This is a genomic window from Candidatus Brocadiaceae bacterium (assembly GCA_012728835.1).
In the GTDB taxonomy this organism is placed as follows: Bacteria; Planctomycetota; Brocadiia; order SM23-32; family SM23-32; genus JAAYEJ01.
The window spans coordinates 20,714-46,398 of the sequence record JAAYEJ010000012.1 but is presented as its reverse complement, the minus strand read 5'-3'; the positions used below and the strand labels follow the sequence as shown (position 1 = coordinate 46,398).

The window sequence follows — 25,685 nt, the reverse complement described above, 5'->3', positions numbered from 1 at the left end:
CGGCGGTCACGTCTCTTCGGCCGCCTCCGGATGCCGCTTCGCCCACTCGGCCCGCACCTCCCCGGCCACGTAGAAGGACCCGGTGACGCAGACGACGTCCGCCGGCTCCGCCCGCTCCAGAGCGACTCGAACCGCCTCCCAGGCGTCCGGAATGGTGTCGATCCGGCAGCCGGCGTCCGCCAGCCCGCAGCCGACGGCCGCCTGGGCCACCTCGACGGCCGGCCGCGCCCGCCGCATCCGCGACTGCGTGGCCGTCAGCGTCGCGCAGTGGCCGCGCATGGCACCCAGCATGCCCTCGGCGTTCTTGTCGGCGCTGCACCCGAAGACGACGTGCACGCGACGGCCCGGGAAATGCACCGACAGCGCGTCGATCAGCGCCTCGGTGGACTCGATCGTGTGGGCCACGTCGAGCACGAACGCCGGCTGCCGCTGGAGCAGCTCCACGCGGCCCGGTATCCGGAAGTCGGCCAGGGCCGCCGGCAGGGCGGCGGCCGGGAACGCCAGGTCTCCGTGCTCGACCGCCATCTCCAGGGCGGCGACGGCCGCCGCCAGGTTGTCGAGCTGGTGGGCGCCCAGCAGCGGCGTGAACAGGTCGTGGTGCTCGCCGCAGGGCGTGCGAAGCCCGAATCGCCGACCCACCGGCGCGGTCGGGGCCGAGGCCGGCGCCGCCAGCACCTCGTTCCGGATCAGCACCACGTCGCGGCCCACCTCCCAGCACGGGCAGTGCCGCTCGGTCGCCATGCGCCGGAGGGTCTCCCGCGCATCGGGGTAGCGCTGCCGCCCCAGCACGAACGGCACGCCCTCCTTGAGGATGCCGCCCTTCTCGGCGGCGATCTCGCCCGGCGTCTCGCCCAGCTTGTCCATGTGGTCGTAGCCGATCGGGGTGATGACGCAGACGGCCGGGGAGACGACGTTGGTGGAATCGAGCCGGCCGCCCAGGCCCACCTCGACGACCGCCCACTCGGCGCCCCGCCGGGCGAAGTGCTCCAGCGCCAGCACGGTCAGCATCTCGAAGTAGGTCGGCGCACGGTGGCTGTCCAGCCCCTCGGCAGCCCGCCGGGCCTCCACGTGCGGCTGCATCCTGCGCACGATCGGCCAGAACTCGTCCTGCGAGATCATACGGCCGTCCACGCGGATGCGCTCGCGGTGCGTGACCAGGTGCGGCGAGGTCAGAAGCCCGGTGCGCAGCCCGGCCCGGTGCAGGCAGTGCGCGGCCGCCCCGGCGGTGCTGCCCTTGCCCTTCGTGCCGGCCACGTGCAGGACCTTGTAGGCCCGGTGCGGGTCTCCCATCGCGTCCAGCAACGCCGCCACGCGGGGCAGGTTCATCCAGCGCGCATTGTGCAGCCACCGCCGGGTGCGCTCGTAATCGATGCCCTTCTCGAGGAAGACAACGGCCTCGGCAAAACTGCTGACCGGCGGCATGGCCCACTGCGGCTGGTGCACCAGGGATGACCTCGCTGGAGGCTCCGCCCGATGGGACGAAGGGGATGACGCCGTTCGCTCACGCCCGGCGGGGGGACGGGCGCGGGTCCGCGCGTCGGTTCCCGCACACTCTCCCACAGTCCGCCGGCAGAGTCAAGCGCGCGCCGAACCCCTCAGGCCGGCCCGCCGGTTCACTTGACAGCCGCAGCCGGAGCGCATACACCTTGCTGCCGGAGCAGCCGCCGCCCTTCGCAGGAGACCTGCCCGTGAACCGCGTGCTCGACGGCCTGAAGACGTCCCCTGAGTGGCGCGACGCCGCCCCGACGGCCTGCATACTGCCGATCGGGTCCTTTGAGCAGCATTCCGGCCACCTGCCGCTGCTCTGCGACACGATCGTGGCGGACTACTTCGCCCGCTTCCTGGCCGAGGAACTGAACGCCGCCCTGTTGCCTCCGCTCGCATACGGCACCAGCCTGGAACAGACGGGCTTCGCCGGCACGGTGACGCTCCGGCCGGAGACCCTGATGCAGATCGTCCGCGACATTGCCGACGCCGTGCAGGAACAGGGCTTCAGGACGCTGATCGTCGTCAACGGCCACGGGGGGAATTTCGCCCTGGCGCCGGTCATCCGGGATATCAACCGCGCGGACCGGCCGCTGAGGATCCTCCTGGTCCACGTCTGGGACCACCCCGACCCCGACATCCTGGAGACGCACGACCGGCCGGGCCTCGACGTCCACGCCGGAGAGGGCGAGACGTCCCTTCTGATGGCGCTGCGGCCGGACCTGGTCGGGTCGGACGTCCAGGACATGGTGCCGGACAAGCCGGGGTGGCGGCAGTCCGACCTGAACACCTTCGGCATGGGCTGGGCGGTCCCGCGGGGCGTCTACGGCCGGCCGTCGGCCGCCTCGCGGGAGAAGGGCGAGCGCATCCTGGATTCCATCAAGGCCAACCTGCGGGCACACGTCACCGAACGCCTGGAATGGCTGGCCGAGAACCGGCCGTACGGCGCACACGAGACCCCGGAACGGTAGGAGAACGCATGGCATCGGGCATTCTGGCCGATATGACGCTGGATGAGGTACGTGCATTCGCCCCCGAGGCCGTGGTTCTGGGCGTGGGGTCGACCGAGCCGCACGGGCCGGTCCTGCCCTACGGCACCGACTTCTTCTACTGCGACGAACTCTGCCGGCGCGCCGTCGTGCGGGCCAACGAACAGGGCGGCCGCGTGCTGATGTACCCCACGCTGCCCATCGGCAACAACGTGAACTTCAAGGCATGGCCGTTCGCCTGCCGCATCGGCGTGCGCACGCTGATGCGCGTGCTGCTGGACATCATCGCCGCCCTGGAAGAGGATGGCATCCGCAAGGTCGTGCTCGTGAACGGCCACGGCGGCAACACCGACACGCTGCGAGCAACGCTGCGCGAGCACTTCGGCGTCACCGACCCCGACCGCCGCGCGTTCGTCTGCCTGACCGGCGGTTCGGCCTTCTGGCCGGAAGCCCGGGAGGTGATCGAGCACCCCTCGGACCACGGCGGCGAGCGCGAGACGTCCCGGATCATGCACCTGCATCCCGACCTCGTCCACGCCGAGCACCTGCAGGATCTGCCGTTCGGCCGTCCACTGGTCGAGTTCCGGGCCAACCGCCCCGTCTACTACGTGCGCCCCTGGCACCTGCACGTCCCGCTGGGCGGCGGGGGCGAGACCCGCCGCTCCAGTGCCGAGAAGGGCCGACTCGACATCGAGGCGTCGTGCCGCGGCCTGGCGGAGTTCCTGGTCGAACTCTGCGCGCTCCCGTGGCACCCCCGGTTCCCCTACCCGCCGGGCGACGCGGCCATCGAACACCCATGACGAAGGAGCCCGCCGTGCGGCCACTCCTCGCCGCCTGCCTGCTGGCCATCGCCCTGATGCCCGCGTGCGCGGCGCCGCCCCCGGCCGAACTCAGGGGCGCCTGGGTCTCCGCAGACGCCTGCATGGAGCCGGCCGCCATGGACGCCCTCCTGAACCGGGCGCAGACGCTCAACTTGAACAGCCTCTACGTGCAGGTCTTCCACAAACGCGGCCACGCCCTCTACCGCAGCGGCATCGTGCCGCCGATGGCCGGCATCCCGGCCGGGTTCGACCCGCTGGCCTACGTCGTGACCGAGGGCCATCGGCGCGGGCTCCAGGTCCACGCGTGGTTCGTCAACGGCTCCTATGGCTGGGGCCCCGAACCCGGCATCCTCGACGAACGGCCGTCCTGGCGCACAATGGACCTGCGCGGGGTCCGCGTCGACTGGTACGACCTGTGCCGCCCCGAGGTGCGCGAGTGGCAGACGAACCTGATGGCCGAAGTGCTGGAGCGCTACGACGTCGACGGCGTGCATCTGGACTACGTCCGGTTCGACAACAAGGCCGTCTGCACCTGCCCGGCCTGCCGCGAGAATGCCCGGGCGGACCTCGGGATCGACATCGGGTCCCTGGCCTACCCCGAGCTGCCGGCCTGCGGCGCCCTCAGCGCCAATCCGCTGGCTGCCCCGACGACGGCACAGGTCCTGGCGACGTTCGATGACGGCGTGCCCGCCGTCGCGCTCAACCAGGTCGGCAGGGGCTCGGTGCTGCTGCTGAACTGGCAGGTGACGTCCTGGTGCCCGCGCTTCGTCGTCGCCGCGGTGCAGAACACGCTAACTGCGGCCGGCGTCGCGCCCCGGGACCGGGTGTTCCTGCTCGACTCGGACCTGAATGCGACCCGCTACCGGCGCACCTACTGGCGCGACCGGCCCTGGCTGGAGGCATTCGGCTACCGAGTCGAGAGGACCACGGACGCGGGCCTCGCGCAGCTCCCGCCCGGGACGGCGGTCGTGCTGCCGGGCTTCTACATGATGAACGAGGACATCGCGCGCACGCTGCTCACGCATGTGCGCGCGGGCGGCTGCGCGCTCTTTCTGGACGGGCCGGTGTTCGCCATGTCGCACGCATCGGCCCGGGAACTGCTCGGCTTCCGATCGACGGCGAAGTACTTCCGCGGCGAACGGACTGTGCGTCCGACCGGCGCCCGACCAGACCTCGTCCCCATCTCCGCCCGGCCGTTCGCGATCGCCGCAGAGCGGGCGAAGCTCGCCCTCTGGGACTCCTGGCGCAAGGAGCAGATCACGCGGCTCGTAGAGTCCGTCTGCCGCCGTGCGAAACAGGTGCGGCCCGACGCCGTCGTGACCGCCGCCGTCTACCATACCGAAAGCGGCGCGGACAGCGTCCTGCAGGACTGGCCGCGTTGGCACCGCGAGGGCCTCTGCGACTACGTCATCCCCATGTCGTATGTGCGGACCCCGGACGCCCTTGAGGCGGCCTTCGCCTGGTGGAAGCGCATCGACCCCGCGCTCACGCGCATCCTCCCCGGCGTAGGCGCCTGGGACATCGCCCCCGACACCCCCCGGGCCGCCCGGGCCCGGGAGATCGAACGCCAGATCGCCGCCTGCCGCCGGCAGGGCGCGCGCGGCGTCGTGCTGTTCTCATTGAACGCGCTCGACGACGAACTGGCCGCCCTGTTGGGACCGACGGCCTTCCCGGGCCCGGCCGCGCCGCCGGCGCCCACCGGGGGAAGCCGTCGCCGCTGACCGGCCCCCGCGCCGCTGGCGGGCGGCGGCGGTTCATGATATCCTGCACGGTGTTCCTGAGAACCACGGAGCCCCGTGCCGGCCCCGGCCGCCCTGCCGAAAGGCCGCTCTCCTCGGCCGGGCCTGAGAGGTCAAACAAACATGGACGGCAATCAGACGATGAAGTCGAGGCGGAGGAGCGTCCGGGCCCGTGCGCTGCGCGCAACGGCCCTGGTCCTGGCTGTGGGAGCCGTGCTGAACGGCATCGCGTACGGCGCCGCCGTCGAAGCCGCCGGCCCCGAACCGACCGTCGTGCTGGACTCGCTGAGCTTCTGGCGCTGCTACCACACGGCCAGGCCCCCGGTCGCCGAGGTCGACGGCCTGATCGTGCCGCTGGACGACCCCTGGCCGGAGTGGGAGAAGTACAGCCCGCCGGCCGACTGGACGACCCCCGACTTCGACGACCGCGGCTGGGCGCGCAGCCTGATCCACGTCACGCCGTTCGACATCAAGCTGGAGCGCCTCTGCCTGCGGGGTAAGTTCACCGTCACCGATCCGTCGATGGTCGACGGCCTGAAGGCGTCCGTCGCCTTCTACGGCGGAGCGATCATGTACGTCAACGGCCGGGAGATCGCGCGCGCACACATCGCGCCCGGCGCCGACCTGGCGGAACCCTATCCCCCGGAGGCATTTCTGAAGGACGGCACCCTGGCCCCCCGCATCGGCCCGGGAAGCGTCCGGAGGAACGACCCGAGGGATTCTGTAGGCCAGGCGCGCCGCCGCGTGCTCGAAGACGTCGATATCCCGCCCGACGCGCTCCGGACGGGCGTGAACGTCCTCGCCGTTGAGATCGTCCGGGGGCCCTACTCGCGGGACGTCCGCGATTATCAGCTCAAGAACGGCAACGACACCCGCTTCCGCTGGCCGCTCTGCGTGGCGCTGGACGCATGCCTGACGGCCGAACGGGCCGACGGCCTGGTGCCGAACGCCCGCCGGCCCGAGGGTCTGCAGGTGTGGAATCAGGACCTGCTGGCCAGCGACTTCATCACCGACCGGGCCGACCAGGCCGAGCCGCTGCGCCCCGTCCGGATCGTCGGCGCCCGCAACGGCGCGTTCTCGGGCAAGCTGATGCTGGGCTCGACACGCCCGATCCGGGGCCTGGACGTGAGCGCATCGGACCTGGAAGGGCCGCAGGGCGTCGTGCCGGCCTCCGCCGTGCAGGTGCGCTATGCCCTCCCCTGGGGCAGCAACTACACCCACACCTCCCGCAACAGCCGGAGTATCGCCGATCCCGAGCTGGGCTGCCTGGTCGAGACCCCTCCCGCCGAGATTGCCCCGGCACCGAGCGTGCTCTCCCGCAACCTGGCCGAGGCGGCCGTCACCACGCTGTGGCTCACCGTGCGGGTGCCCGAGGACGCGGCCGCAGGGACCTACGCGGGCACGGTCCGCATCGCGGCGCAGGGCGAGGCGCCCCTGACGGCCCCGGTGGAACTGGAAGTCGCCGACTGGACCCTGTCGGCCCCGCAGGACTACCACGTCTGGGCGGAGATCCTCCAGTCGCCGGACACCCTGGCACTGGAGTACGACACCCCCCTGTGGTCCGAGCGGCACTGGGAGATGATCGCCCGTTCCTTCCGGCTCGTGAGGGACTCGGGCACCCGGGTCGCCTACGTGCCGCTGATCGCGGAGAGCAACTTCGGCAACGCCGAGAGCATGGTCCGCTGGGTCCGGAAGCCCGACGGCACCTACGGGTATGACCTCTCCATCATGGACCGCTACTTGACCACCGCCGAGGAGAACCTGGGTCCCCTGAAGATCGTCATCGTCCCCGTGTGGGAGGCGTACATGGCCCGGCAGGAGGACTTCCAGGGCCGCGGCTACCACAAGGAGTTCATGGAGAAGAACAACCGTTTCGAGGGCAACACCGGACCGAAGGTGACCGTGGTCGACGAGGTGGCGGGAACGATCGAGACCGTGGTGCTGCCGGGCCTGCAGGACCCGGGAAGCCGGGAGTTGTGGCAGCCGCTGATGGAGCAGGTCCGCAGCCACCTCGCGCAGCGGGGGCTGGAGGATCGGATGATGCTCGGGATGATGAACGACGCCTGCCCGAGCAAACAGGACATCGCCTTCTTCGCCGAGGTCGCGCCGGGAGTCCCGTGGGTCGTCGCCGCCCACGGCACGTACACCAAGGCCGACTTCGGCTACCGCGCCATCGTCTATTCGAAAACGGGGCACGAAGAGAGCCTGGCAGGCTGGAGCCGGCCGGAACTGATCGCCTACTTCCACCGGGGGAACAACCTGGAGAGGATCGATCAGGCCACGTGGCGGACCCTGCCGACGTTCGCCATCGCCGGCAGCTGGCGCGGCGTGGGCCGTGTCGGGGGCGACTTCTGGAAGGTGATCCGCAACAAGAAGGGGGAGCGCGCCGCCCGCGTCCCCGAGCGCTACCCGCAGAGCAACTGGCGCAACCTGGACGTCTACATCGCCCTGCTGGCACCGACGCCGGAGGGGCCCGCCGTCACCACCCGCTACGAGCACCTGCGGGAGGGCATCCAGGAGGGCGAGGCCCGGGTCGTCGTCGAACGGGCCGTGAAGGACGCGGAGCTTCGCGCAAAGCTGGGCGAGGACCTGGCCGCGCGCTGCGAGGAGGCCCTGGAGGAGCACTTCCGGGCCCAGCAGCGCCTGCGTGGCTGGACCGGCCAGGCGGTCCCCCACTGCCTGAGCGCCGGCACGGAGATGGGCTTCGCCTGGTTCATGAGTTCGGGCTGGCAGGCGCGGACCAGGGCGCTGTTCACCCTGGCGGGCGAGGTGGAACGGGCCACCGGCTCGACGCCGCCCTGAAGCGGGTACTTGCGCAGGAAGCGCGCGTCTGATAGCTTTCCGGACGGGTTGAAGGCGATTCCGCCCCATCCGCAAGTCGGCACGGAGCCCCCATGACCTGGCGCGCGTTCTTCCTGGGCCTCTTCCTGGCCGGGCTGCTGAACTGGTCCGACGTCTACTGCGGCTGGGCCCATATCTGGGGGCGGATGACCGAGAGCAACTTCCCCGTCTCCTGCGTCTTCGCGCTGGTCGTCCTGACGCTGGTCGTCAACGTGGTCATCAAGTTCGTGCGCAGGGGATGGGCCTTCCGCCAGGCCGAGCTGATGCTCGTCTGGATCATGCTCCTGGTGGCCTCCAGCATTCCGACGACCGGCCTGCAGCGCTTCTGGCTGCCCATGCTTGCGGGGCCTCCCTATCTGGCGGGGCGCTCCGACATCATCTGGCGCGAGACGGCGCTGAACGCCGTCGCCGACGACCTGGTGGTGAGCAAGGACCCGCTGTCGGTCGCCGCCCGGCGGTTCTACGAGGGCGGCGGCAGCGAGGCCCGCGTGCCCTGGCACGCGTGGCGCACGCCTCTGCTGAGCTGGGGGGTCTTCTGGCTGATCTTCTTCACCGCCGTGCTGTTCATGTGCATACTGCTGCGGAAGCAGTGGGTGGATCAGGAGAGACTGCAGTTCCCCCTGGCCCGCGTCCCCCTCGAGTTCAGCGAGGGGGCCGACGGCGAGGGCTGGCTGCCGATCATCTTCGGCAACCAGGCATTCGTGCTGGGGTTCGCCGGAGCCACCGTGTTCCGGTTGATCCGTGCGGTCCCGCTGCTGGTCGGCGGCACCGTATGGTCGCCGAAGCTTCCCCTGCAGACCACCTTCGCAGGCACGGCCCTGGAGGCCGCCCGGTTCGTCGACGTGCCGATGAGCTGGATCGCCCTCGGCTTCGCCTTCCTGGTGCCGGTCGACGTCTCGATGAGCATCTGGTTCATCTACCTGTTCACACGCGCGGAGTTGGTCGTCTCTGCACAGGTCGGCAGCACGATCAGCCCCTCGAACCTGTTGAGCTGGCAGATGGGAGGCGCCTACGTGGCGTTGACCATCGGGGCGCTCTTCATGTGCCGGCGGCACTTCGCGGACGTCCTGCGCAGGGCGTTCGGCCGGGGGCGGGAGACGGACGACTCGCGCGAGGTCCTGCCCCTGGGCTGGGCCTTCTGGGGCCTCCTGCTGTGCTCCGCGCTGGTGGTCGCCTGGCTCCGCGTGTTCCAGATGCGCCTGCCCACGGCCATCGCGTGGTTCGCGGTGCTCATGTGCATCCAGTTCGTCCATGCGCGCCTGGTGGCCCAGAGCGGCGTGCCCGACCCCTGGCTGGCATGGGACCCGACCGACCTGGTTTACGGCATCACGGGCGGCACCGCCTTCGGCCCGCCCGGGGCCGTCCTGGCCCACATGCAGCGCCGCATGATGTACAGCATCCCTCACGGCCCGGCGATGATGCACTCGGTGCGGATCAGCGAGGTGTTTCCGAAGAAGCGCGCCCTGCTGCTCCCCATCATCGTGCTCGTGCTGATCGTCTCCCTGACCATATCGAGCTGGACCTACCTGGATCAGGCCTACAAGGTCGGGGTGGTGAACTTCAACGACGCCGCGTGGTCGGGCATCGGGAACGTGCGGACCGCGTTCGACCTGGCCCACACGAAGATCGTCGGACGGGGCACGGGCCGCCTGTTCTACACCGGCCCGTTTGTCGCCGGCATCCTGTTGACGTCTTTCGTGATGTTCATGCGGGCCCGCTTCTACTGGTGGCCGCTGCATCCCATCGGGCTTCTGACCTGCCAGGGCTGGAACCCGGACCGCATCTGGCTGCCCTTCCTGATCGGCTGGTTCATCAAGGTCGCCGTCTCGAGGTTCGCCGGCGGCCGCATGCTGCGGCAGGGCCGCCTCTTCTTCATCGGCGTGATCATGTCCGAAGCCGCCGTGTCGGGCGTCAGCACCGTCCTCGGGTCCTTCACCCGCGGCGCCGTCCCGGGCTTCTGATCGCGGCCCTCCGGGCTCATGCTTCGGCGAAGCGCCGGAACCGCTCCAGCCCCTCCTCGATGCCTTCAACGCCGATGCCGGAATACGCCAGGCGGATGTAGCGCTCCCCCTCGCCCTCCCCCGGCCGGCCGAAGTGCAGCCGCGTGCAGAAGGAAACCCCGGTCTGCTCCAGGCAGGCCACCCGGAACTGCGAGTAGTCCGTCATACCCTTCCGCGCCATCAGCTCCGTGACGTTCGGGAACAGGTAGAACGTCACTTCCGGCCGGTGGCACCGGACGCCGTCGATCGCACCGAGCAGGGAGACCGCCGTGTCGCGCCGGCACTGGAGTTCGCGAAGGATCCCGCGATGTCCCGACTGATCGCCCGTCAGGGCCTCCAGTCCGCCGTACTGCACGAAGTGATTGGTGCAGGACTCGTCGTTGACGTTCAGCTTGGCGATGACGTCGACCAGCGGAGCCGGGCCGACGGCCGCTCCGAGCCGCCAGCCCGTCATGGCGTAACGCTTCGAGAACGTGTAGAGCAGCAGGCAGCGCTCCTGCATCCCGGGCAGCGAGGCCGGCGAGGCGGACCGGCCGGCGTAGCGGATGTCGAAGTAGGCCTCGTCGCAGAGCAACAGCAGGTCATGCCGCTCCGCCAGATCGGCCAGACGCTGCAGTTCGTCCGGGCGCGCCTCGGCGCCGGTGGGATTCTGCAGGTCGTTCAGGATCAGCAGCCGGGTGCGGGGCGTGACGGCCGCCTCCAGCCCGTCCAGGTCGATCACGAACCCGTCCGGCCCCTCCCGGTACGCATACGGAACGGCCCGCCCGCCGTGGAACTCCACCTGCGACTCGTAGATCGGGTAGCCCGGATTCGGGTAGAGCACCTCATCGCCAGGGTCCATCACGGCCTGGATGAGCTTGCCGATCGTCGGCTTGCCGCCCGGCTCGACCACAACGTTCGCCATCGTGTAGGCGGTTCCGTGCGAGCGGTTTACGTCGTCGGCGACCGCCTCCCTCAACGCGGGCAGGCCGTAGTTGGAGCAGTAGCCCGTCTTGCCGTCCCTCATCGCGCGAACGGCGGCCTCGACGATGTTCGGCGGCGTGGGCAGGTTCAGGTCCCCAAGGTGAAACGGATAGACACGGTTCCCCTGTGCGGCATAGGCCGCCGCCTCGGCAGAGACGGCGAAAGCCGTTTCGGTCCCCAGCCGGGCGACTCGTTCCGACAGATGCATGGCGCCTACCTCCCCGTGAAGGCCCCTCAGTTCACGACGTTGATCGGACGGCCGGTGATGAACGCCCTGACGTTCTCGACCGTGGTGCGCATCAGGCGGCGGCGAGCCGCCAGCGACGCCCAGGCGATGTGCGGCGTGACCAGGCAGTTGCGCGCGCCCAGAAGCGGGTTGTCCGGCCGGATCGGTTCGGTGGAGACGACGTCGACGGCGGCCCCCGCGATGCGCCCGTCGTTCAGCGCCGCCGCCAGATCGGCCTCGTTGACCAGGCCGCCGCGGGCGGTGTTGATCAAGAACGCCCCCGGCTTCATCAGACCCAGCAGACGCGCATCGACCATCCCCGCGTTGTCCGGGGTCTGCGGGCAGTGCAGCGAGACCACGTCGGCCCCGGCGAACAGCTCGTCCAGCCCCTTCCAGGCAAACGGCCCGTACGGGGGCGCCTCGCCGGGCGCGGCGTCGTGGGCCCAGACGGCCATGCCGAAGGCATGCGCCAGCTCGCCCACGCGCCGGCCGATGCGGCCGAATCCGACCACCCCCATCGTCTTGCCGGCCAGCTCCACCAACGGGGTGCTCCAGAAGCAGAAGTCCTTGCATGCCGCCCATCGGCCGGCATGCACCTGCTGGTCATGGAGGGCCACGTGGTGGCAGTGCTCCAGCAGGAGCGCGAAGACGAACTGCGCCACCGAGTCGGTCCCGTAGACGGGGACGTTCGAGACCGGGATGCCCCGTGCGCGCGCCGCCTGGACGTCGACCACGTTGTAGCCGGTGGCCAGCACGGAGACGAAGCGCAGCTCGGGCAGCCGGGCCAGGGTCGGCCCGGTCAGGGGCGTCTTGTTGGTCAGGACGATCGCCGCGCCGGCCGCCCGGTCCACGATCTCGTCCTCGGCCACCCGGTCATGGACCGTCAGATCGCCGAACGCCTCCAGGTCGGTCCATGGATTGTCGCCGGGGTTCAGGGCATGTCCGTCCAGCACGACGATACGCATGGTGTGTCTTCTCCGGTGGTGAGGGGTGGAACGGCGGGCGGGCGCCGGGGAACGGGGGCCCGGGAGTCCGGCAGGGAGCGGCAGCGAGGTCCTCGCACGGGTACAGCGGCAGCCGGGTCGACAGAACGGGCGGGCGAATCTGCAGACACGGGGACATCCTGGGCTCTCCGGTCCGGACGCAAGTGGAGCAACGCTCCCCTTGACCCCTGTCCTGGAACCTGAGAGATCGGCCTTTTAGCCTTGCCCCTTCGGTGGCGGCAGACTCTCCAGAGGTCGGCTGTCGGCGTCCTTTGGCCTGAGAGTTTCGTCCGCGCGGGACTTGCCCCTTCGGCGGCCCGTTCGGGCCCTCTCCGCCGACGCCACGGAGTATAGCGCCTGCCCCTGTCCGGATGCAAGCACCTGCCCCGGAAACGGATTACTCGAGGTAGCCCAGGGCGCGCAGGTGCTCGGTGACGGCCTCGTCCGTGCGTGCAGACGTGCGCACGGCATCGTGGCGGGCCAGGCGTGGGCCGTAGGTGGGCACGGACGGCGGGGCCGGGTGCTCCCGCCGCCAATCGGCCGTGAAGACATCCTCCAGAGGGCGCCCCTTGAGTTCGGCCGAGAGCGGGAACCCCAGGGCGCGAAGCACCGTCGGCGCCACGTCATACACATCGGCCTCCGGGATGCGCGCGCCGGGTTCGATGCCGCTGCCGCATGCATACAGGATGCCGGGCGGCTTGCAGAGGGCGTGGCCGTAGGGGCCGTGGCGCCCGCCCGGCCTGTCGGCCTGCACGGCATAGCCATGATCGGAGACGACGAAGAGCGTGTCCTCCGGCCCCATGCGGTCGACGACCCGGCCGAGCTGTTCGTCGGCGAAGCGGTAGGTCTCGGGCACCACGCGGCCGAACGCCTCCCGTTCCTCGGGGGTGGCGTCGGAGTTGACGGACGAGGGCATGTAGCCGAACGCGCTGTGCTGGCTGATGTCCGGCCCGCGCAGGTACACACAGGCCAGGCACAGATCGTCGAAGCGGTCCACACAGTGCTCGAAGAGGCGGCTGTAGGTGAGGTCGGCACTGACGAGGAAGCGGAGTTCGTGAACCGGGCTCCGCTTCCGGTGGGGCTGCTCGATCAGCGCCTGTATGCGCTCCACGGGCAGGTTCACCCAGCGCTGCAACTCCTCGGCGGTCACCTCGTCCGGAGCCATCAGGAGGTCGCGCGCCTCGTCCAGAAGCTCAGGCGGGTAGGTCAGGTGGCTCTGTTTCGGCTCCTTGCCGCGCGCGGCCGACCGCCAGTAGTGGACGCGGTCGCTCACCACGCATCCGTTGATCGGAGCGGCCGGCCACGAATGCCACCAGTTCACCAGGACGGCGTTTCGGCCGGACTCGCTGACCAGATCCCAGAAGGTCTTCGCGAGGATGTGCCGCCCGTCGAAGTGGAACCTCTTGCGCAGATGGAGCGCCTTGGCGACCGCTTCGACCAGGCGGATGCCGCGACGGCGGTACTTGCGGATGGTTGTGCGGGTAACTTTCCGGCCCAGGATCGTATAGTACTGGAAGCCGTCGATGCCGTGATCCGCATGGTGGCGTCCGGTCGCGATGGTCGTCCACAGAAGCGATGAGTTCGTGGGACGGATGGTCTCCAGGCGCCCGAAGCTCCCCTCACGGGCCAGCCGGGCGAAGGTGGGCAGGTCGCCCGCCTCGACCATCGGCTCGATGAGGTCCAGGGTCATCCCGTCCAGGCCGACGACATAGACCGTGCCTTCGCGCTCCCAGGCGGGCTCCAGAGGCACCGAACGTTCGCTCTGCTGATCGGTCATCGCGGGGTCGCTCCGAAGGGTCGCGCGACGTGAGACAGACACCATCCCGCGATTGTAGCACACGGCGCCCCGCCGGCGCCAAGGATAGCCGCCGGGCGGCGCATGAAGACGCGCCCCCGGGCCGCTCCGTCGGTCTCAACCGATGTGCGGCCCGGCGCCCGACGCCCTACCAGCGGAAGAAGCGGTAGGGGTCGTCCCATTCCTCCGGCGTGTCCATGTAGAGCCCTTCGAGCCAGCGCCCGACCGTCGGGTCGCCGATGGGCTGGAGCCGGACGTCCGAGAGCAGGAGCCGGCCGCCGCCGCGCCACCAGACCTGGAAGCGCGTGCGGCCCTCCTTCGTGTCCCGGCCCTGCAGGTCGAACGAGAACTCCTTCCATTCCGGGCCGGGCGCGAAGGTCGTATAGGGGAGCACGGCGGCCCATTTCTCCGTGTCATTAACCGCCAGTGTGATCTCGGGCGGCTGGATCCCTTCGGCACGGGCCTTGAACGACACGCGATACCACTGGCCGCGCTCGATCCGCAGGCCCGTCTGGCTGATCATGCGGCTGCCGTCGCCGCCCTCGGCGGTCCCGATCACCTGGCACCACTCCTCGCCCACCTTCTCCCGACGGGCCCCGCCCGACACGGTCCATCCGTCGGCAGCGCCGTCGGCGTTCTCGTCCGAGGCGAAGTCGCCTCCCTGGAGAAGGGAGGTGGCACCGCTGACTCCGGCCGGCTCGGCGAAACGCTCCAGAAGCGGCGTCGCCGAGGCCGCGCCCATGTTGGCCAGCAGCCGGCTCACGAGGCACGAGGTCCGCCTGTACGTCCGCTTGATGTTATACTGGTGAACGTTGCACGTCAGCGTCCAGGACGCGGTGTCCTCTTCGAAGCTCGGATCGGCGAACATGTTAGGGGCCTGCTGGTCGGCACGGGGGGTGTACGGCCCCTCGTACAGCCGGACGGCATCGACCAGGAACCGCGCGCCCGGCTGCATTCCGAGCAGATAGGCGCGCCAGCCCTGGGGATACGGCTTGTCGGTCCGGAAGGTCGCGTGCAGCTCGGTCCATTCGGTCCCGACGGCCACGGCGTCCGCCCTGAGCGCGCGGTCCCACGGGCTTCCCGCCCGCTCCACTTCCAGCCTGACCTTCGCCGTGCCGTCGAGCGCCCGGACGAAGGCCGCGAAGGTATAGGTGGCGCCCTCTTTGATGTCTTTCACGTTCTGGCTCAGCGACGCCCCGACCGCCGTGACCGGCCCGAGCGTCACCAGGGCGCTCTTCTCGCCGTCCACAGAGTCCAGATCGGTGAAGGACAGCGCCGTCACGGCGTCCTGGGCCGGGTTGATCTCGTAGGGAACCAACTGGCAGAAGACGGCATTCGCGTCCTCGGCCACGGCCAGGACGCCGTCGCCGACGACCCGTGCGCCGCCGGTGACGAGCGGGAACTCGCGCGGGCTGCGGTTGTGCACGTCGGCCGGCGCGACGCCCGCCAGCGGAGAACGCGCGGCCGGCCGCTCGAAGACGGTCGCGATGTGTTCGCGGTCCTCGGTGTCCACGTGGAACGGCAGGAAGGCGTCCGCCTCCGCTTCGGTGAGCCCCAGGGCGAGCAGGCGCCCGCCGGCCCGCAGCCAGGCATCCAGCGCCGGCTTCTGAGGCTTCAGAGCCGCCGCCCCTTCGGAGGTCACAACCAGCACGTGATCGGACGAGAGACTGCCGCCGACGTACGGAGTGACGGCGAAGCCGGCGCGCTCCAGGTGGGCCCGCCCGACGTCATCGCCGGCGTAGACCACGGCGTGCCGGGGAGACGGCTGCCAGGCGGCCGCGTATTCCAGGACGTTGGCGGCCAGGGCTTCGGCGGCGGGGTCGGTCTCGGTCCGGCCGGTCACGTCCATCTGGCAGAAGAGGACGAGGCCGTTGCCGTCGCGGTGCTCCATCAGGGGGCTGTACTGCAGGCTATAGCCGCCGTCGATGATGGGGAGGAAGTCGCCGGCCGCCGGCTTCTCGATCAGCGAGGAGGCAACATTGCCGCGGTTGCCCGCCCGCCATACGCGGGTGACGGGAATGCCGCACCACGACACGGTCGGGGCACCGAACTGAGAGCTGATCCGGTATTCGAGCTCCGGCGGCAGAATCGTCGCATCGCCGCGCCAGTTCTCGAGATGCTCGGGACGCAGGCCGCTCAGAACCGGATGGTCGGGCACGCGCTGGAAGACGTTGCGCAGTCCGTAGGCCGTGACGCGGAAGCCGAGACGCTGCTCGAGCACCTCCGGCGTCTGCTCGAAGACCACGACGCGGGCGCCCTCGCGGACCGACGCCAGGTCCGGGCCGGGCCCACCGACCGTCAGCGCGCCCTTGCCGACGATCAACAGGTCGTATGCCGACGCATCCACGTCGGCATCGACGCGCTCGAAGGCGACGCCCAATCGATCGAGCAACTGGGCCGTCTCCCCCCGGGGGTCGAACAGCGCCAGACGCCCCGCCGCCCGCACGGGCTCCCGCACGGGCAGCACGTCCACCGCAAAGGAATCCTGCTGCGTCTCCCCGTTCCCGAACCTGAAGGTCGCCGTGAGCATGTAGCGCCCGGGCGCCAGGCCGGCAGGCAGGCCGAACGTCAGGGGCAGACGCTCAATCTGCCCCGTCGCCAGCACGACGGACTCCTTGCCGCCCAGCGCGCGCGGAAGCGCGAGGGACCACTCGCACGCGCACGAGACGGTCTCCCGCGAGTTATTGATGACGATCAACTGCTTCTGGAACGTCTCGCCGGGATGGAAGTTGTGGTCCTTGCTCGTGAAGGCGTCCGGCTTGCCGCCGATGTAGGCGAGCAACGGGCCGTTGTTCTCGACCAGGGCCTGCGCGGCCACGCCGGGAATCCAGTCTTCACGCTCGTAGGCCAGGTCGATCCTCTCGTAGCGGTCCTCGATGAAGTCCGGACTCATGCCCGGACGCTGCAGGCTGTCCCAGTCCACCTGAAGGTCCTGGCGCCCCCGGTCGACGCCCTCGCGCAGGCGCCAGAAGTGGCCGTGGTCCCAGGGGGAGTTGGCCGACATGCCCCAGGTGCGGAACGCTCGCCAGTTGTCCTTGAAGTAGGCAGCGTAGACGGGATCGCGTTCGACGAACGCGCTCGAGCCGACATTCGTCGGGTAGTCCCAGCGATGCCAGAGCCGGCCGTTGCGGAACTGCTCGCCCTCCCAGCGCAGGTTGCGCTTCTCCGGCTCGCTGATGCGGAACGCCTCGTCGCCGAGGAACTGAGCGTTCCATTCCGCCAGGCAGAACTCCCATGGAACCGTCGCGCCTCCGTAGTTGCGGGCCCCGCGATACCAGCCGCGGTACATCGTCCAGTCCCAGGACATGGGCACGCAGTACTCGCAGGTGAAGATGGGCTTGACGCCGTGTGTGGCCCAGTAGCCGAACCAGTCGGACATCTCCTGGATCGGCGCCCAGTTCGTGTAGAAGTTGACCGTGAACATCGAGCCCAGGTCGCCGGATGAGTGGTGATAGACGATGCGCGTCGGGTCCAGCGCGCGGATGATGCTCTCGGCACGCAGGATCTGCCGGATGCGGCCCAGGGAGCCGCCGCTGCGCGGAGGGTCGCGATCGTCCAGAATCGACGGGTTCATGTCCTCCGCGTAGCCCGCGCTGTTGTGGCTCGTCGGATAGAAGACGACCGACGGGTGATTCTGCGCGACGCGCACGTAGAAGGCTGCGTGCTCCGCGTAGCCGTTGGTCTTCTCGGCGTCCGGGCTGCTCCAGTCGTACTGGCCGAAGTGCGGCTGCGAAAGCCCGACGAGCATGCCGACGTCGTCGGCGGCCCGCAGGGCCTCCTCGAAGCTCACGTGCGTGCCGGGCTCGCACCCGTAGTTGTGCGTGTAGACGTAGTTGATGCCGATCCCGCGCAGCCGCAGCATGCTCTCGCGGGCGGCCGCGTAGTTGGCCGAGCCGACGCCGAGCTGGGCGTTGTCCAGGGGCACCGAGGAGAGGAAGATGCGCGTGCCGTTCAGGTAGAAGTCGCGCCCGTCGATCCAGAACTCGCGGAAACCGAACCGCACGGGCAGGGCCGCGTCGCACAGCCTGCCGTTGGCGTCCTCCAGCGCGATCTCCAGGTCATACATGTTCTGCGGCGTGTGGATGTCCCACAGGTTCTCCGGCATCCAGGGCTCGGCGAACGTGAAGCGGCCGTCCTGCAGGTCGCCGGCCTGAAAGCCCGGGCTGGTGAACTCCGCGGCCGTCCGCTCCCCGTCCTTCACGCGGGCGCGGAGGCGGTATTCGGTGCCCCCGGCGACGCCCTCAAGGTCGGCGTGCAGGGTGATGCGCGTCTCGCGCACGGACGTGTCCACCTTGACGTTGCAGATGCGCGGCCCGGCCGGCGTGGCCGTCAGGTACACGTCGCCGCACAGACCCCGTCGGGCCACGCTGCCTCTGACCTCCCGCGGGCCGATGGTGTCGTTGTAGGCGATCATGACGTCCTTCAGAGGGACGGCCGCCACCCGCAGGGTCAGGACGTGCGTCTGTCCCGGCCGGCAGACGGACGTGAGGTCCGCTTCCCCGGCGGGAAAGGAGATCTGACCGGCCGCCCGGCCGTCCACGTAGACGGCCGCGAACGAGTTGACGTAGTCGGCGGTCAGGGCGATGCGCCGGCCGGCCCATTCGCGGGGGACGGTGATCTCGCGCTGATACCAGGCGGCGGCGACATCCCGGAGGCGCACGTCCGCCCAGGACGGATGCGCGAACAGCGTCTGGTTGTCCTTCTGGATGTAGTTGGTGATGCCGGGCCAGGGGCCGGGCACCCGGTAGTAGCCCCAGCGCCCTCCGGGCACCTCCTGCCCGTCGGTTGCGGCCGGCTGCCACCGCCAGAGGCCGTTGATGCACACCCGCTCGCGCGTGGGGGTGGCCTCGCGGTGCGCCTTGCCCAGGTCCCACACGGCGCGCACACCGGCCGGCAGCGCCACGGCGACGTCCGTCTGCGCCGCCGCCGACCGCAGGCACACACACGCCAACCCGGCCAACACACACAACGCGACCTTCACGTGGTGCCTGCAACGCATAGCGGGAAACCCCTCGAACGGGATGATCCGCCGCCTCGCGCCGGCGGATGGGCTCTGAAGGCCGCCGGGCCGGCGGCCTCCCAGAAAGCGGACAACGTTCCGTCCGTCAGGCCGAGTTTAGGGCAATCCCCGGAGCCCGTCAATGCTCCGCATCCGCAGAGGGCGCCCACAGGGAAACCGCAGCGCGCGGCTTCTGCGCCGCGGCGCGTCCCTCCTGCGCGGAGATGCGGCGGGGGCGCCTACACCCAGCCGCGGTCGATCATGGAGTCCGTAAGCTCCTTGACCGCGATGGCGAAGCAGGCCTCCCGCAGCGAGCAGCCCTTGGCCGCGGCCATGTCCAGCATCTGTGCGAAGGCCCACTCCGTGCGCTCATCGACGAGCGCGAACGTCTCCTCCCTGGTCGTCAGCGCACCGCTCTTGGCCTTGCGCCATTCGACGTAGGAGGCGATGACGCCGCCGCCGTTGGCCAGGATGTCGGGCACGACCGGCACACTCCGCGCGGCAAGGATGGCGGCCGCCTCGGGCGTAGTGGGCCCGTTGGCCCCCTCGACCACGGCCGCTGCGCGCACGTCCCCCGCGTTGCCCTTGTGCAGCACGTCCTCCAGAGCGCACGGGAGCAGCAGGTCGACGTCCATCGCCAGCAACTCGGCGTCGGAGATGGGCTCGGACTCGGAGAAGCCGGCCACGCCGCCCGTCCGGGCCACGTGCTCCCTCAGGGCGGCCACGTCCAGCCCGCCCTCGTTGTGCACGGCTCCGGTGATGTCGCCGACGGCCTTCAGCTTCACCCCGGCGTCGGCCAGGAAGGCGGCGGTGTGGCTGCCGACGTTTCCGAAGCCCTGCAGGGCGGCGGTGGCGCCCCGGACCGGCTTCTTCAGTATCTTGTCCAGGGCGAGCAGAGCGGCATGGCTGACGCCCCGGCCGGTGGCCTCCAGCCGGCCCGGCAGCCCGCCCACGCGCGGCGGCTTGCCGGTGACCGACTCGAGCATGTGCGTCTCGCCGAAGATCACGGCCATGTCGGTCGGGCCGGTGCCCATGTCGGGGGCGGGGATGTAGGCACCGTGCTCCAGCTCCAGGCGGAGCATGTGCACGAACTCCTTGAGCATCGCCGTCTTCTCGAACCGGTTCAGACTGGCCGGATCGATGGCGATGCAGGACTTGCCGCCGCCGAACGGGATGCCGGCAAGCGCCGTCTTCAGGCTCATCAGTTCGGCCAGCCGCCGGACTTCCTCCAGGGTGCCGTGGGCGCTCATGCGGATGCCGCCCTTGGCCGGCCCGCGCACGGTGCAGTGGTAGACCACGAAGCAGTCGCCCTCGATGAGCGCGCCGCTGCTGCTCTTGAGGTTCAGGTTGAAGCAGATCTCCTTCTCCGGCTTGCTCAGCAGACACCGAGCCGCCTCGGGGACATCCATGAACGTCCGCAGGGCATCAAAGTCGACTACGCTGCTCATCTTTGACCACCACGCATGCGCAAGGAGGAAACCCCTCATCCGGGGCCGCTGCAGGCAGCGGGCGGTGCCGCGCCTCGCGCGCGGCCTCCGCTGTCGGCACAGAGTCCGTACATACTCGCCCGACTTATACCCCGTCCGGTCTTCCGCTGTCAACCGCCCGCTCGACCTTGCCCCCCCGCCGACGGGCGTGGATAATACCGGCTGGCAGCCACGCACGTCGGCACACGGCGTCCGCCGGGGGGGGAACGGGATGGAGGGAAGAACTCTGAGGGCCGGGCAGGTGGCGCTCGTAACGGGCGCCGCGCGGCGCCTGGGCCGCGCGCTCGCGGAGGCGCTGGCCGCCGAAGGCCTCCGCGTCGTGGTGCACTACGGCACGTCCGCGGCCGAGGCCGAGGAGACGGTCCGCCTCGTCAGGGACCTGGGAACCGATGCCTGGCCCCTGCAGGCGGACCTGGCCGACGGCTCGGCGGCGGAGGCTCTGGTCGCGAGGGCGGCCGACCGGGCCGGCGCCCCCGTCGACGTCCTGGTCAACAGCGCGAGCATCTTTGCCGAGAGCCACCTCCTGGAGTTCTCAGGGCAGGAACTGGCGGCGAACGTGCAGGTGAACGCCCTGGCCCCCTTGCAGCTCTCCCGCGCCCTGGCCGCCCAGGGCCGCAGCGGGCAGGTGCTCAACCTGCTCGACTGCCGCATCCTGTCCTACGATGCCGAGCACGCGGCCTATCACCTGAGCAAGCGAATGCTCTTCTCGCTCACGCGCATGCTGGCCCTGGAGCTGGCCCCGCGACTGCGCGTGAACGCCGTGGCCCCCGGCCTGATCCTGCCGCCGCCCGGCCGCGACGAGGCCTACCTGCAGGCGCTGGCCCGCACGAACCCGCTGCAGCGCCACGGCGGCGCCGGCGACGTCGTCCGCGCCGCCCTCTTCCTGATGCAGAGCGGCTTCGTCACGGGACAGGTCATCTACGTCGACGGAGGCCACCACATGACGGGGAGGACGTATGGAGGCTGAACGGCTCGACCGCATCCACATCCGGGACCTGCTGCTGCGCTGCGTGATCGGCGTGCGCGAATGGGAACGCGAGGCGCTCCAGAACGTCCTGCTGAACATCACCCTGCATGCCGACCTCCGGGCCGCTTGCGCCGGCGATGCCCTGGAAGATACGGTGGACTACGTGGCCATCAAGAAACGGGTGATCGAATTGGTCGAGGCCTCGGCATACGGGCTCCTGGAGACGCTGGCCCAGGCCGTGGCGGACGCCTGCCTGGAGGACCCGCGCGTGCGGCGGGTCGACGTCACGCTGGAGAAGCCGGGGGCGCTCCGTTTCGCCCGCAGCGTGGCGGTGGAGATCTCACGGGAGCGCTGAGGAATGCCGAACGGCCGCCGGGTGGATGCCTTCGTCGCCGTCGGCTCGAACATCGAGCCCGCGCGGAACGTCCCGGCCGCCCTGGACCTGTTGCTGCAGGAGGTGCGCGTGAAGGCCGTCTCGACCATGTATCGCGCCGCGCCGGTCGATCGGCCCGGGCAACCGCCGTTCGTCAACGGCGTCTGGCGGATCGAGACGGACCGGACGGCCCGGGACCTGAAGTACGCCGTCCTGCGGGAGATCGAACGGCGCCTGGGGCGGGTGCGCACGGACGACGCGTGCGCCGCCCGGCCGATCGACCTGGACATCGCCCTGTTCGGCAACGCCGTCATCGAAGAGCCGGACCTTGTCTGCCCGGACCCGGACATCCGACGCCGGCCGTTTCTGGCCGTGCCGCTGGCCGAACTGGCCCCCGACCTGCCGCTGCCCGGCACGGACGGACGCCTTGCGGATCTGCCCGTCTGCCGGGACACGCAGGGACTGGAACCGCTGCCGCATTTGACCGACCAACTCAGACGGAGGATCGCGCGGTGAACGTAGAGAGAGTGGCCGAGCTGGTCAGGGAGCTGCTGATCGAGATCGGGGAGGACCCCGACCGCGAGGGCCTGCTCAAGACACCGATGCGCGTGGCCCGAGCCTATGAGTTCCTGTCGAGCGGATACCGCGCCGACCCCAAGGAGGTCATCAACCACGCGCTGTTCGCCTCGACGACCAACAACATGATCATCGCCCGCGACATCGAGGTCTACAGCCTGTGCGAGCATCACATGCTGCCGTTCTTCGGGCGGTGCCACATCGGCTACATCGCCCACGACCAGGTGCTGGGGGTCAGCAAGCTGGCGCGGCTGGTCGACGTGCACGCGCGCCGGCTCCAGATCCAGGAGCGGCTCACACAGAGCATCGCGCAGGAGATCAGCGAAGCGGTCGGGGCCGAGGGGGTGGGCGTCGTCATGGAATGCCGCCACCTGTGCATGATGATGCGCGGTGTCGAGAAGCAGAGCAGCGTGATGCAGACGTCGACCGTGCTGGGCAGCTTCCACGAGGACCCGGCCACCAGGGCCGAGTTCCTGAATATCATCAACCGCCGGGTCGACTGGTAACCGAGGCGAACGGACAGGGGGGGGCCTCATGGCCGAACACATAGTGGGCAGACGCAACGAGTTCGCGGACGGACGGATGGCGGCGGTGGAGGTGGACGGGCGGAGACTCCTGATCGTCAACCAGGGCGGCCGGCTCTCTGCGGTGAGCGCGGAGTGCACGCACCACGGCGCGCCCCTGGAGGAGGGCGTCCTGCACGGCGGGCACGTGCGCTGCCCGTGGCATCAGGCGTGCTTCTGCGCCCGCACGGGGGACGTGCTGCAGCCGCCGGCCATGGATTCCCTCCAGCAGTTCGACGTCCGCGTCCATGACGAAGACGTCATCGTCGACATCCCGGAAGACGCCGCGCCCCACCGCCTGCCCGAGACGGTACCGTTCGATCCGCAGGCGGACGGGCGCACGTTCGTCATCGTCGGCGGCGGCGCGGCCGCCGGCGCGGCCCTCGAGGCGCTCCGGCAGGCCGGCTACCAGGGGCGCATCGTCATGGTCACCCGCGAGGACCGGGGCCCCTACGATCGCACGGAACTGAGCAAGGGGGTCCTGTCCAAGGACGACCCGTCCGCGGTGGCCCTCCGTCCGGACGACTTCTACCGCCGGCACGGCGTCGAGCTGCTCACGGAACGCGAAGTCACCGCCGTCGAGCCCCAGGCGCAGCGCGTCACCATGGACGGGCGCGAGTCGATCCGGTACGACGCGTGCCTCCTGGCCACCGGTTCACGGCCGCGGCGTCTGCCCGTCGAAGGGATGGACCTGCCGGGCGTCCGGACGCTGCGCAGCCTGGCCGACGCCGAGGCGCTCCGCGCGGCGGCCGGCGGTGCGAACGACATCGTCGTGGTCGGCGGCGGGTTCATCGGCATGGAGGTCGCAGCCGGCCTGATAGAGGAGGGGAAGACCGTCACGGTCGTCGCACCGGAATCCGTGCCCATGGAACGCGTTCTGGGCCGGCAGGTGGGGGCGGCGCTGCAGGGGCTTCAGGAGAAGAACGGCATCCGATTCCGGCTCGGGAGCGCCCCGGAGCGCTTCGAGGGCGACGGGCACGTGGAGGCGGTCGTCCTGCGGGGCGGGGAGCGCCTGCCCGCCGACCTCGTCGTCGTCGGGATCGGTGCGGAGCCTGTGACCGACTACCTGCGGGGCGTGCAGTTGAACGCCGACGGGAGCGTCACCGTCGATGCCGCCATGCAGGTTGCGGACGGCCTCTGGGCGGCCGGCGACATCGCCCGCTTCCCGGCCCCCCGCACGGGCGAGCCGGTCCGTATAGAGCACTGGCGCCTGGCGATGCAGCTCGGGCGCGTGGCGGGCCTGAACATGGCGGGCCGCCGGGCCCGCTACGACGACACGCCCTTCTTCTGGACGGCCCAGGGCGGCGTGAACCTGGCCTGGGTGGGCCACGCGCCGGAATGGGACGAGACCATCGTGGACGGCGACGTCGCCTCCGGCAGCGGCTTCCTGGTGCACTACGTTCGCGACGGCCAGGTGCGTGCGGCCTGTGCCGTCTACCGCGACGCCGAGATGGGCGCCATCGCCGAGCTCATGCGCGCCGGCGCCATGCCGGCGCCGGACGAACTCCGCGCCGGCGCCGTAGACCTGGTCGAGCGCGCGCGTCAGGTTCCGTAGACACGGCCATGCGTCGCTGAGTGCAGGCGTGCGGCGCCGGGCGCTCACAGGGAACGCCGAAGCGCCCCGAGATCAGATTCGCCGTGATCCGGCCGGACTCGTCGATGCCCGTTCCTCCGGACCGGCGGTCACGGCAGCGAGAGTTCGCGGCGGATGCTGTCGACGAGCCGCTCCTGGGCGTCCGGGGCCAGCTTGCGGCGGCGCGCCAGGACGATCTCGTAGCCGCCCTTCGCCCATTCGGACTTCGGCGGCACGTAGACCAGCGGGCCCGCGTGGCTCAGCACCATGGGACGCCGCCCGGCCTTGCGGAGCATCTGCTTGACGGTCGCTCCCGTCTCGACGAACTGCTCGCCCGGGAACGAGACGATCGTCACGTCCCCCAGTTCGAACGCCGTCAGGGGAACCTCCATCCCCCCCTCGGCGCCGACGTCCACAGTCCAGCGCCGCGTCCGCACCGCGGCGTTCTCCACGGGTTCGCGGGATCCGAGGGCGTCCACGACCGCTTGCCCCAGCTTCGTGCCGAGCAGCTCGACCTCTTCGAACGTGCCGCTGCTCCGGTCGTAGATGCCGGTCAGCGGATCGTCCGTGTACCAGGCCTCGCCGTGCTCGTCCAGGAGCTTGCGCACGGAGGGCGTCAGGGGATTGGCGTCGCCCGACGGCGCGGTGCCGAACACGACGGCGGCACCGGGCAGGGCCGCCTCGACGACGCGGCGTGCGACGCCGATGTAGTCGGCCGAGATGCTGAGGTTCACGTGCCCCATGATGACGCCGTGCAGGCTGAAGGCGAACAGAACGCCGGCGATCCGCCCGCCCTCGTCCTCGACCGTCAGGAAGATGACCTCCTCGTCCACCGGTCCGCGCAGGGAACGGCGGTTGATGCAGAGGCCTTCGGCCTTTGTCGTGCCGTAGGAGAGGCGGGCGGGCGCCCGGCGCTTCCATGCGAGTTCGCCGGCGCCGGCGACCAGCTTCGGGAGCAGCTCCCCGTAGGCGCTGCCCGGACCATGCAGGGCCGGACCGGAGTGGGTGTGAGTCGAGGCCACGACGATGCGGTCCGGCGGCACGCCGATGCGCTCGCCCAGATGGCCGCACACGCCGTCCACACACGACTGCGGCATCATGCACACGTCGGCGACGCACAGGATCGCCGGCGCCCGCCCCGATTCGAACGCGATCGACCGCGCGGTCAGTTCGTCATGCACGTCCTCGGCCACGCCGACACGCTGGAAGTAGCCCGCCATCCTGACGCCGAGCGGCGGGGTGATGCCGTACGTCCCGAATCCCACGTTGAGCGCCATGCAGCGTCCTCCTTCAATCCCAGATGTC

General features: G+C 70.3%; 17 protein-coding genes and 1 riboswitch. Of the genes, 10 read left to right on the top strand and 7 right to left on the bottom strand.

The annotated features are described in order from the left end of the window. Positions 1-6: 6 nt before the first annotated feature. Complete coding sequence (locus tag GXY85_01845; protein NLW49573.1) at positions 7-1,443, bottom strand: bifunctional folylpolyglutamate synthase/dihydrofolate synthase; 1,437 nt, start codon at positions 1,441-1,443, stop codon at positions 7-9. A 245-nt stretch (positions 1,444-1,688) separates the two neighbouring features. Here GXY85_01845 and GXY85_01840 point away from each other — a divergent pair, with 245 nt between their 5' ends. The 5 genes from GXY85_01840 (at position 1,689) to GXY85_01820 (ending at position 9,836) form a co-directional block, all read left to right on the top strand. Further along, positions 1,689-2,456, top strand: a complete 768-nt coding sequence (locus GXY85_01840; GenBank protein ID NLW49572.1) for a creatininase family protein — start codon at positions 1,689-1,691, stop codon at positions 2,454-2,456. An 8-nt stretch (positions 2,457-2,464) separates the two neighbouring features. Then, positions 2,465-3,274, top strand: coding sequence for a creatininase family protein (locus GXY85_01835; protein NLW49571.1), 810 nt, complete (start codon positions 2,465-2,467; stop codon positions 3,272-3,274). Between the two features lie 14 nt (positions 3,275-3,288). After that, positions 3,289-5,016, top strand: a complete 1,728-nt coding sequence (locus GXY85_01830; protein NLW49570.1) for a family 10 glycosylhydrolase — start codon at positions 3,289-3,291, stop codon at positions 5,014-5,016. A gap of 141 nt (positions 5,017-5,157) precedes the next feature. Then, complete coding sequence (locus tag GXY85_01825; GenBank protein NLW49569.1) at positions 5,158-7,836, top strand: hypothetical protein; 2,679 nt, start codon at positions 5,158-5,160, stop codon at positions 7,834-7,836. A 92-nt stretch (positions 7,837-7,928) separates the two neighbouring features. Further along, entirely contained in the window at positions 7,929-9,836 is a 1,908-nt protein-coding gene (locus tag GXY85_01820; GenBank protein ID NLW49568.1) for a hypothetical protein, read from the top strand. A 16-nt stretch (positions 9,837-9,852) separates the two neighbouring features. Here GXY85_01820 and GXY85_01815 read toward each other — a convergent pair whose 3' ends face one another. The 5 genes from GXY85_01815 to GXY85_01795 form a co-directional block, all read right to left on the bottom strand. Further along, positions 9,853-11,046 (bottom strand): aminotransferase class I/II-fold pyridoxal phosphate-dependent enzyme, encoded by a 1,194-nt coding sequence (locus tag GXY85_01815; GenBank protein ID NLW49567.1) that lies wholly within the window; start codon positions 11,044-11,046, stop codon positions 9,853-9,855. A 26-nt stretch (positions 11,047-11,072) separates the two neighbouring features. Further along, positions 11,073-12,029 carry a D-2-hydroxyacid dehydrogenase gene (locus GXY85_01810; protein NLW49566.1) on the bottom strand — a complete coding sequence of 319 codons (957 nt, stop codon included), beginning with the start codon at positions 12,027-12,029 and terminating at the stop codon, positions 11,073-11,075. 273 nt (positions 12,030-12,302) lie between these two features. Next, positions 12,303-12,393: riboswitch (glycine riboswitch) on the bottom strand. Positions 12,394-12,444: 51 nt separating this feature from the next. Further along, positions 12,445-13,824: a hypothetical protein gene (locus GXY85_01805; protein NLW49565.1), complete on the bottom strand. Its 1,380-nt coding sequence runs from the start codon at positions 13,822-13,824 to the stop codon at positions 12,445-12,447. A gap of 166 nt (positions 13,825-13,990) precedes the next feature. Further along, positions 13,991-18,823: a hypothetical protein gene (locus tag GXY85_01800; protein NLW49564.1), complete on the bottom strand. Its 4,833-nt coding sequence runs from the start codon at positions 18,821-18,823 to the stop codon at positions 13,991-13,993. Between the two features lie 257 nt (positions 18,824-19,080). Continuing rightward, a complete protein-coding gene (locus GXY85_01795) occupies positions 19,081-20,289 on the bottom strand; it encodes a Glu/Leu/Phe/Val dehydrogenase (GenBank protein ID NLW49563.1) in 1,209 nt (402 codons plus the stop codon). A 250-nt stretch (positions 20,290-20,539) separates the two neighbouring features. Here GXY85_01795 and GXY85_01790 point away from each other — a divergent pair, with 250 nt between their 5' ends. Genes GXY85_01790 through GXY85_01770 form a run of 5 tightly spaced genes read left to right on the top strand, consistent with a single transcriptional unit; the run spans position 20,540 to position 24,362 of the window. Continuing rightward, on the top strand, positions 20,540-21,295 hold the full coding sequence (locus GXY85_01790; protein NLW49562.1) for an SDR family oxidoreductase: 756 nt from the start codon (positions 20,540-20,542) through the stop codon (positions 21,293-21,295). After that, positions 21,285-21,650 (top strand): dihydroneopterin aldolase, encoded by a 366-nt coding sequence (folB, locus tag GXY85_01785; protein NLW49561.1) that lies wholly within the window; start codon positions 21,285-21,287, stop codon positions 21,648-21,650. Before GXY85_01790 ends, folB begins: the two co-directional genes overlap by 11 nt. Positions 21,651-21,653: 3 nt before the next feature. Next, the gene (folK, locus tag GXY85_01780) at positions 21,654-22,184 is read left to right on the top strand and encodes a 2-amino-4-hydroxy-6-hydroxymethyldihydropteridine diphosphokinase (GenBank protein ID NLW49560.1); all 531 of its coding nucleotides are present in this window, start codon (positions 21,654-21,656) and stop codon (positions 22,182-22,184) included. Continuing rightward, positions 22,112-22,750: a GTP cyclohydrolase I FolE gene (folE, locus tag GXY85_01775; protein ID NLW49559.1), complete on the top strand. Its 639-nt coding sequence runs from the start codon at positions 22,112-22,114 to the stop codon at positions 22,748-22,750. The genes folK and folE overlap by 73 nt, the downstream gene beginning before the upstream one ends. Before the next feature lie 28 nt (positions 22,751-22,778). Beyond that, the gene (locus GXY85_01770) at positions 22,779-24,362 is read left to right on the top strand and encodes an FAD-dependent oxidoreductase (protein NLW49558.1); all 1,584 of its coding nucleotides are present in this window, start codon (positions 22,779-22,781) and stop codon (positions 24,360-24,362) included. Positions 24,363-24,490: 128 nt separating this feature from the next. Here the strand turns inward: GXY85_01770 and GXY85_01765 are convergent, their stop codons facing one another. Continuing rightward, a complete protein-coding gene (locus GXY85_01765) occupies positions 24,491-25,657 on the bottom strand; it encodes a hypothetical protein (GenBank protein ID NLW49557.1) in 1,167 nt (388 codons plus the stop codon). Positions 25,658-25,685 lie beyond the last annotated feature (28 nt).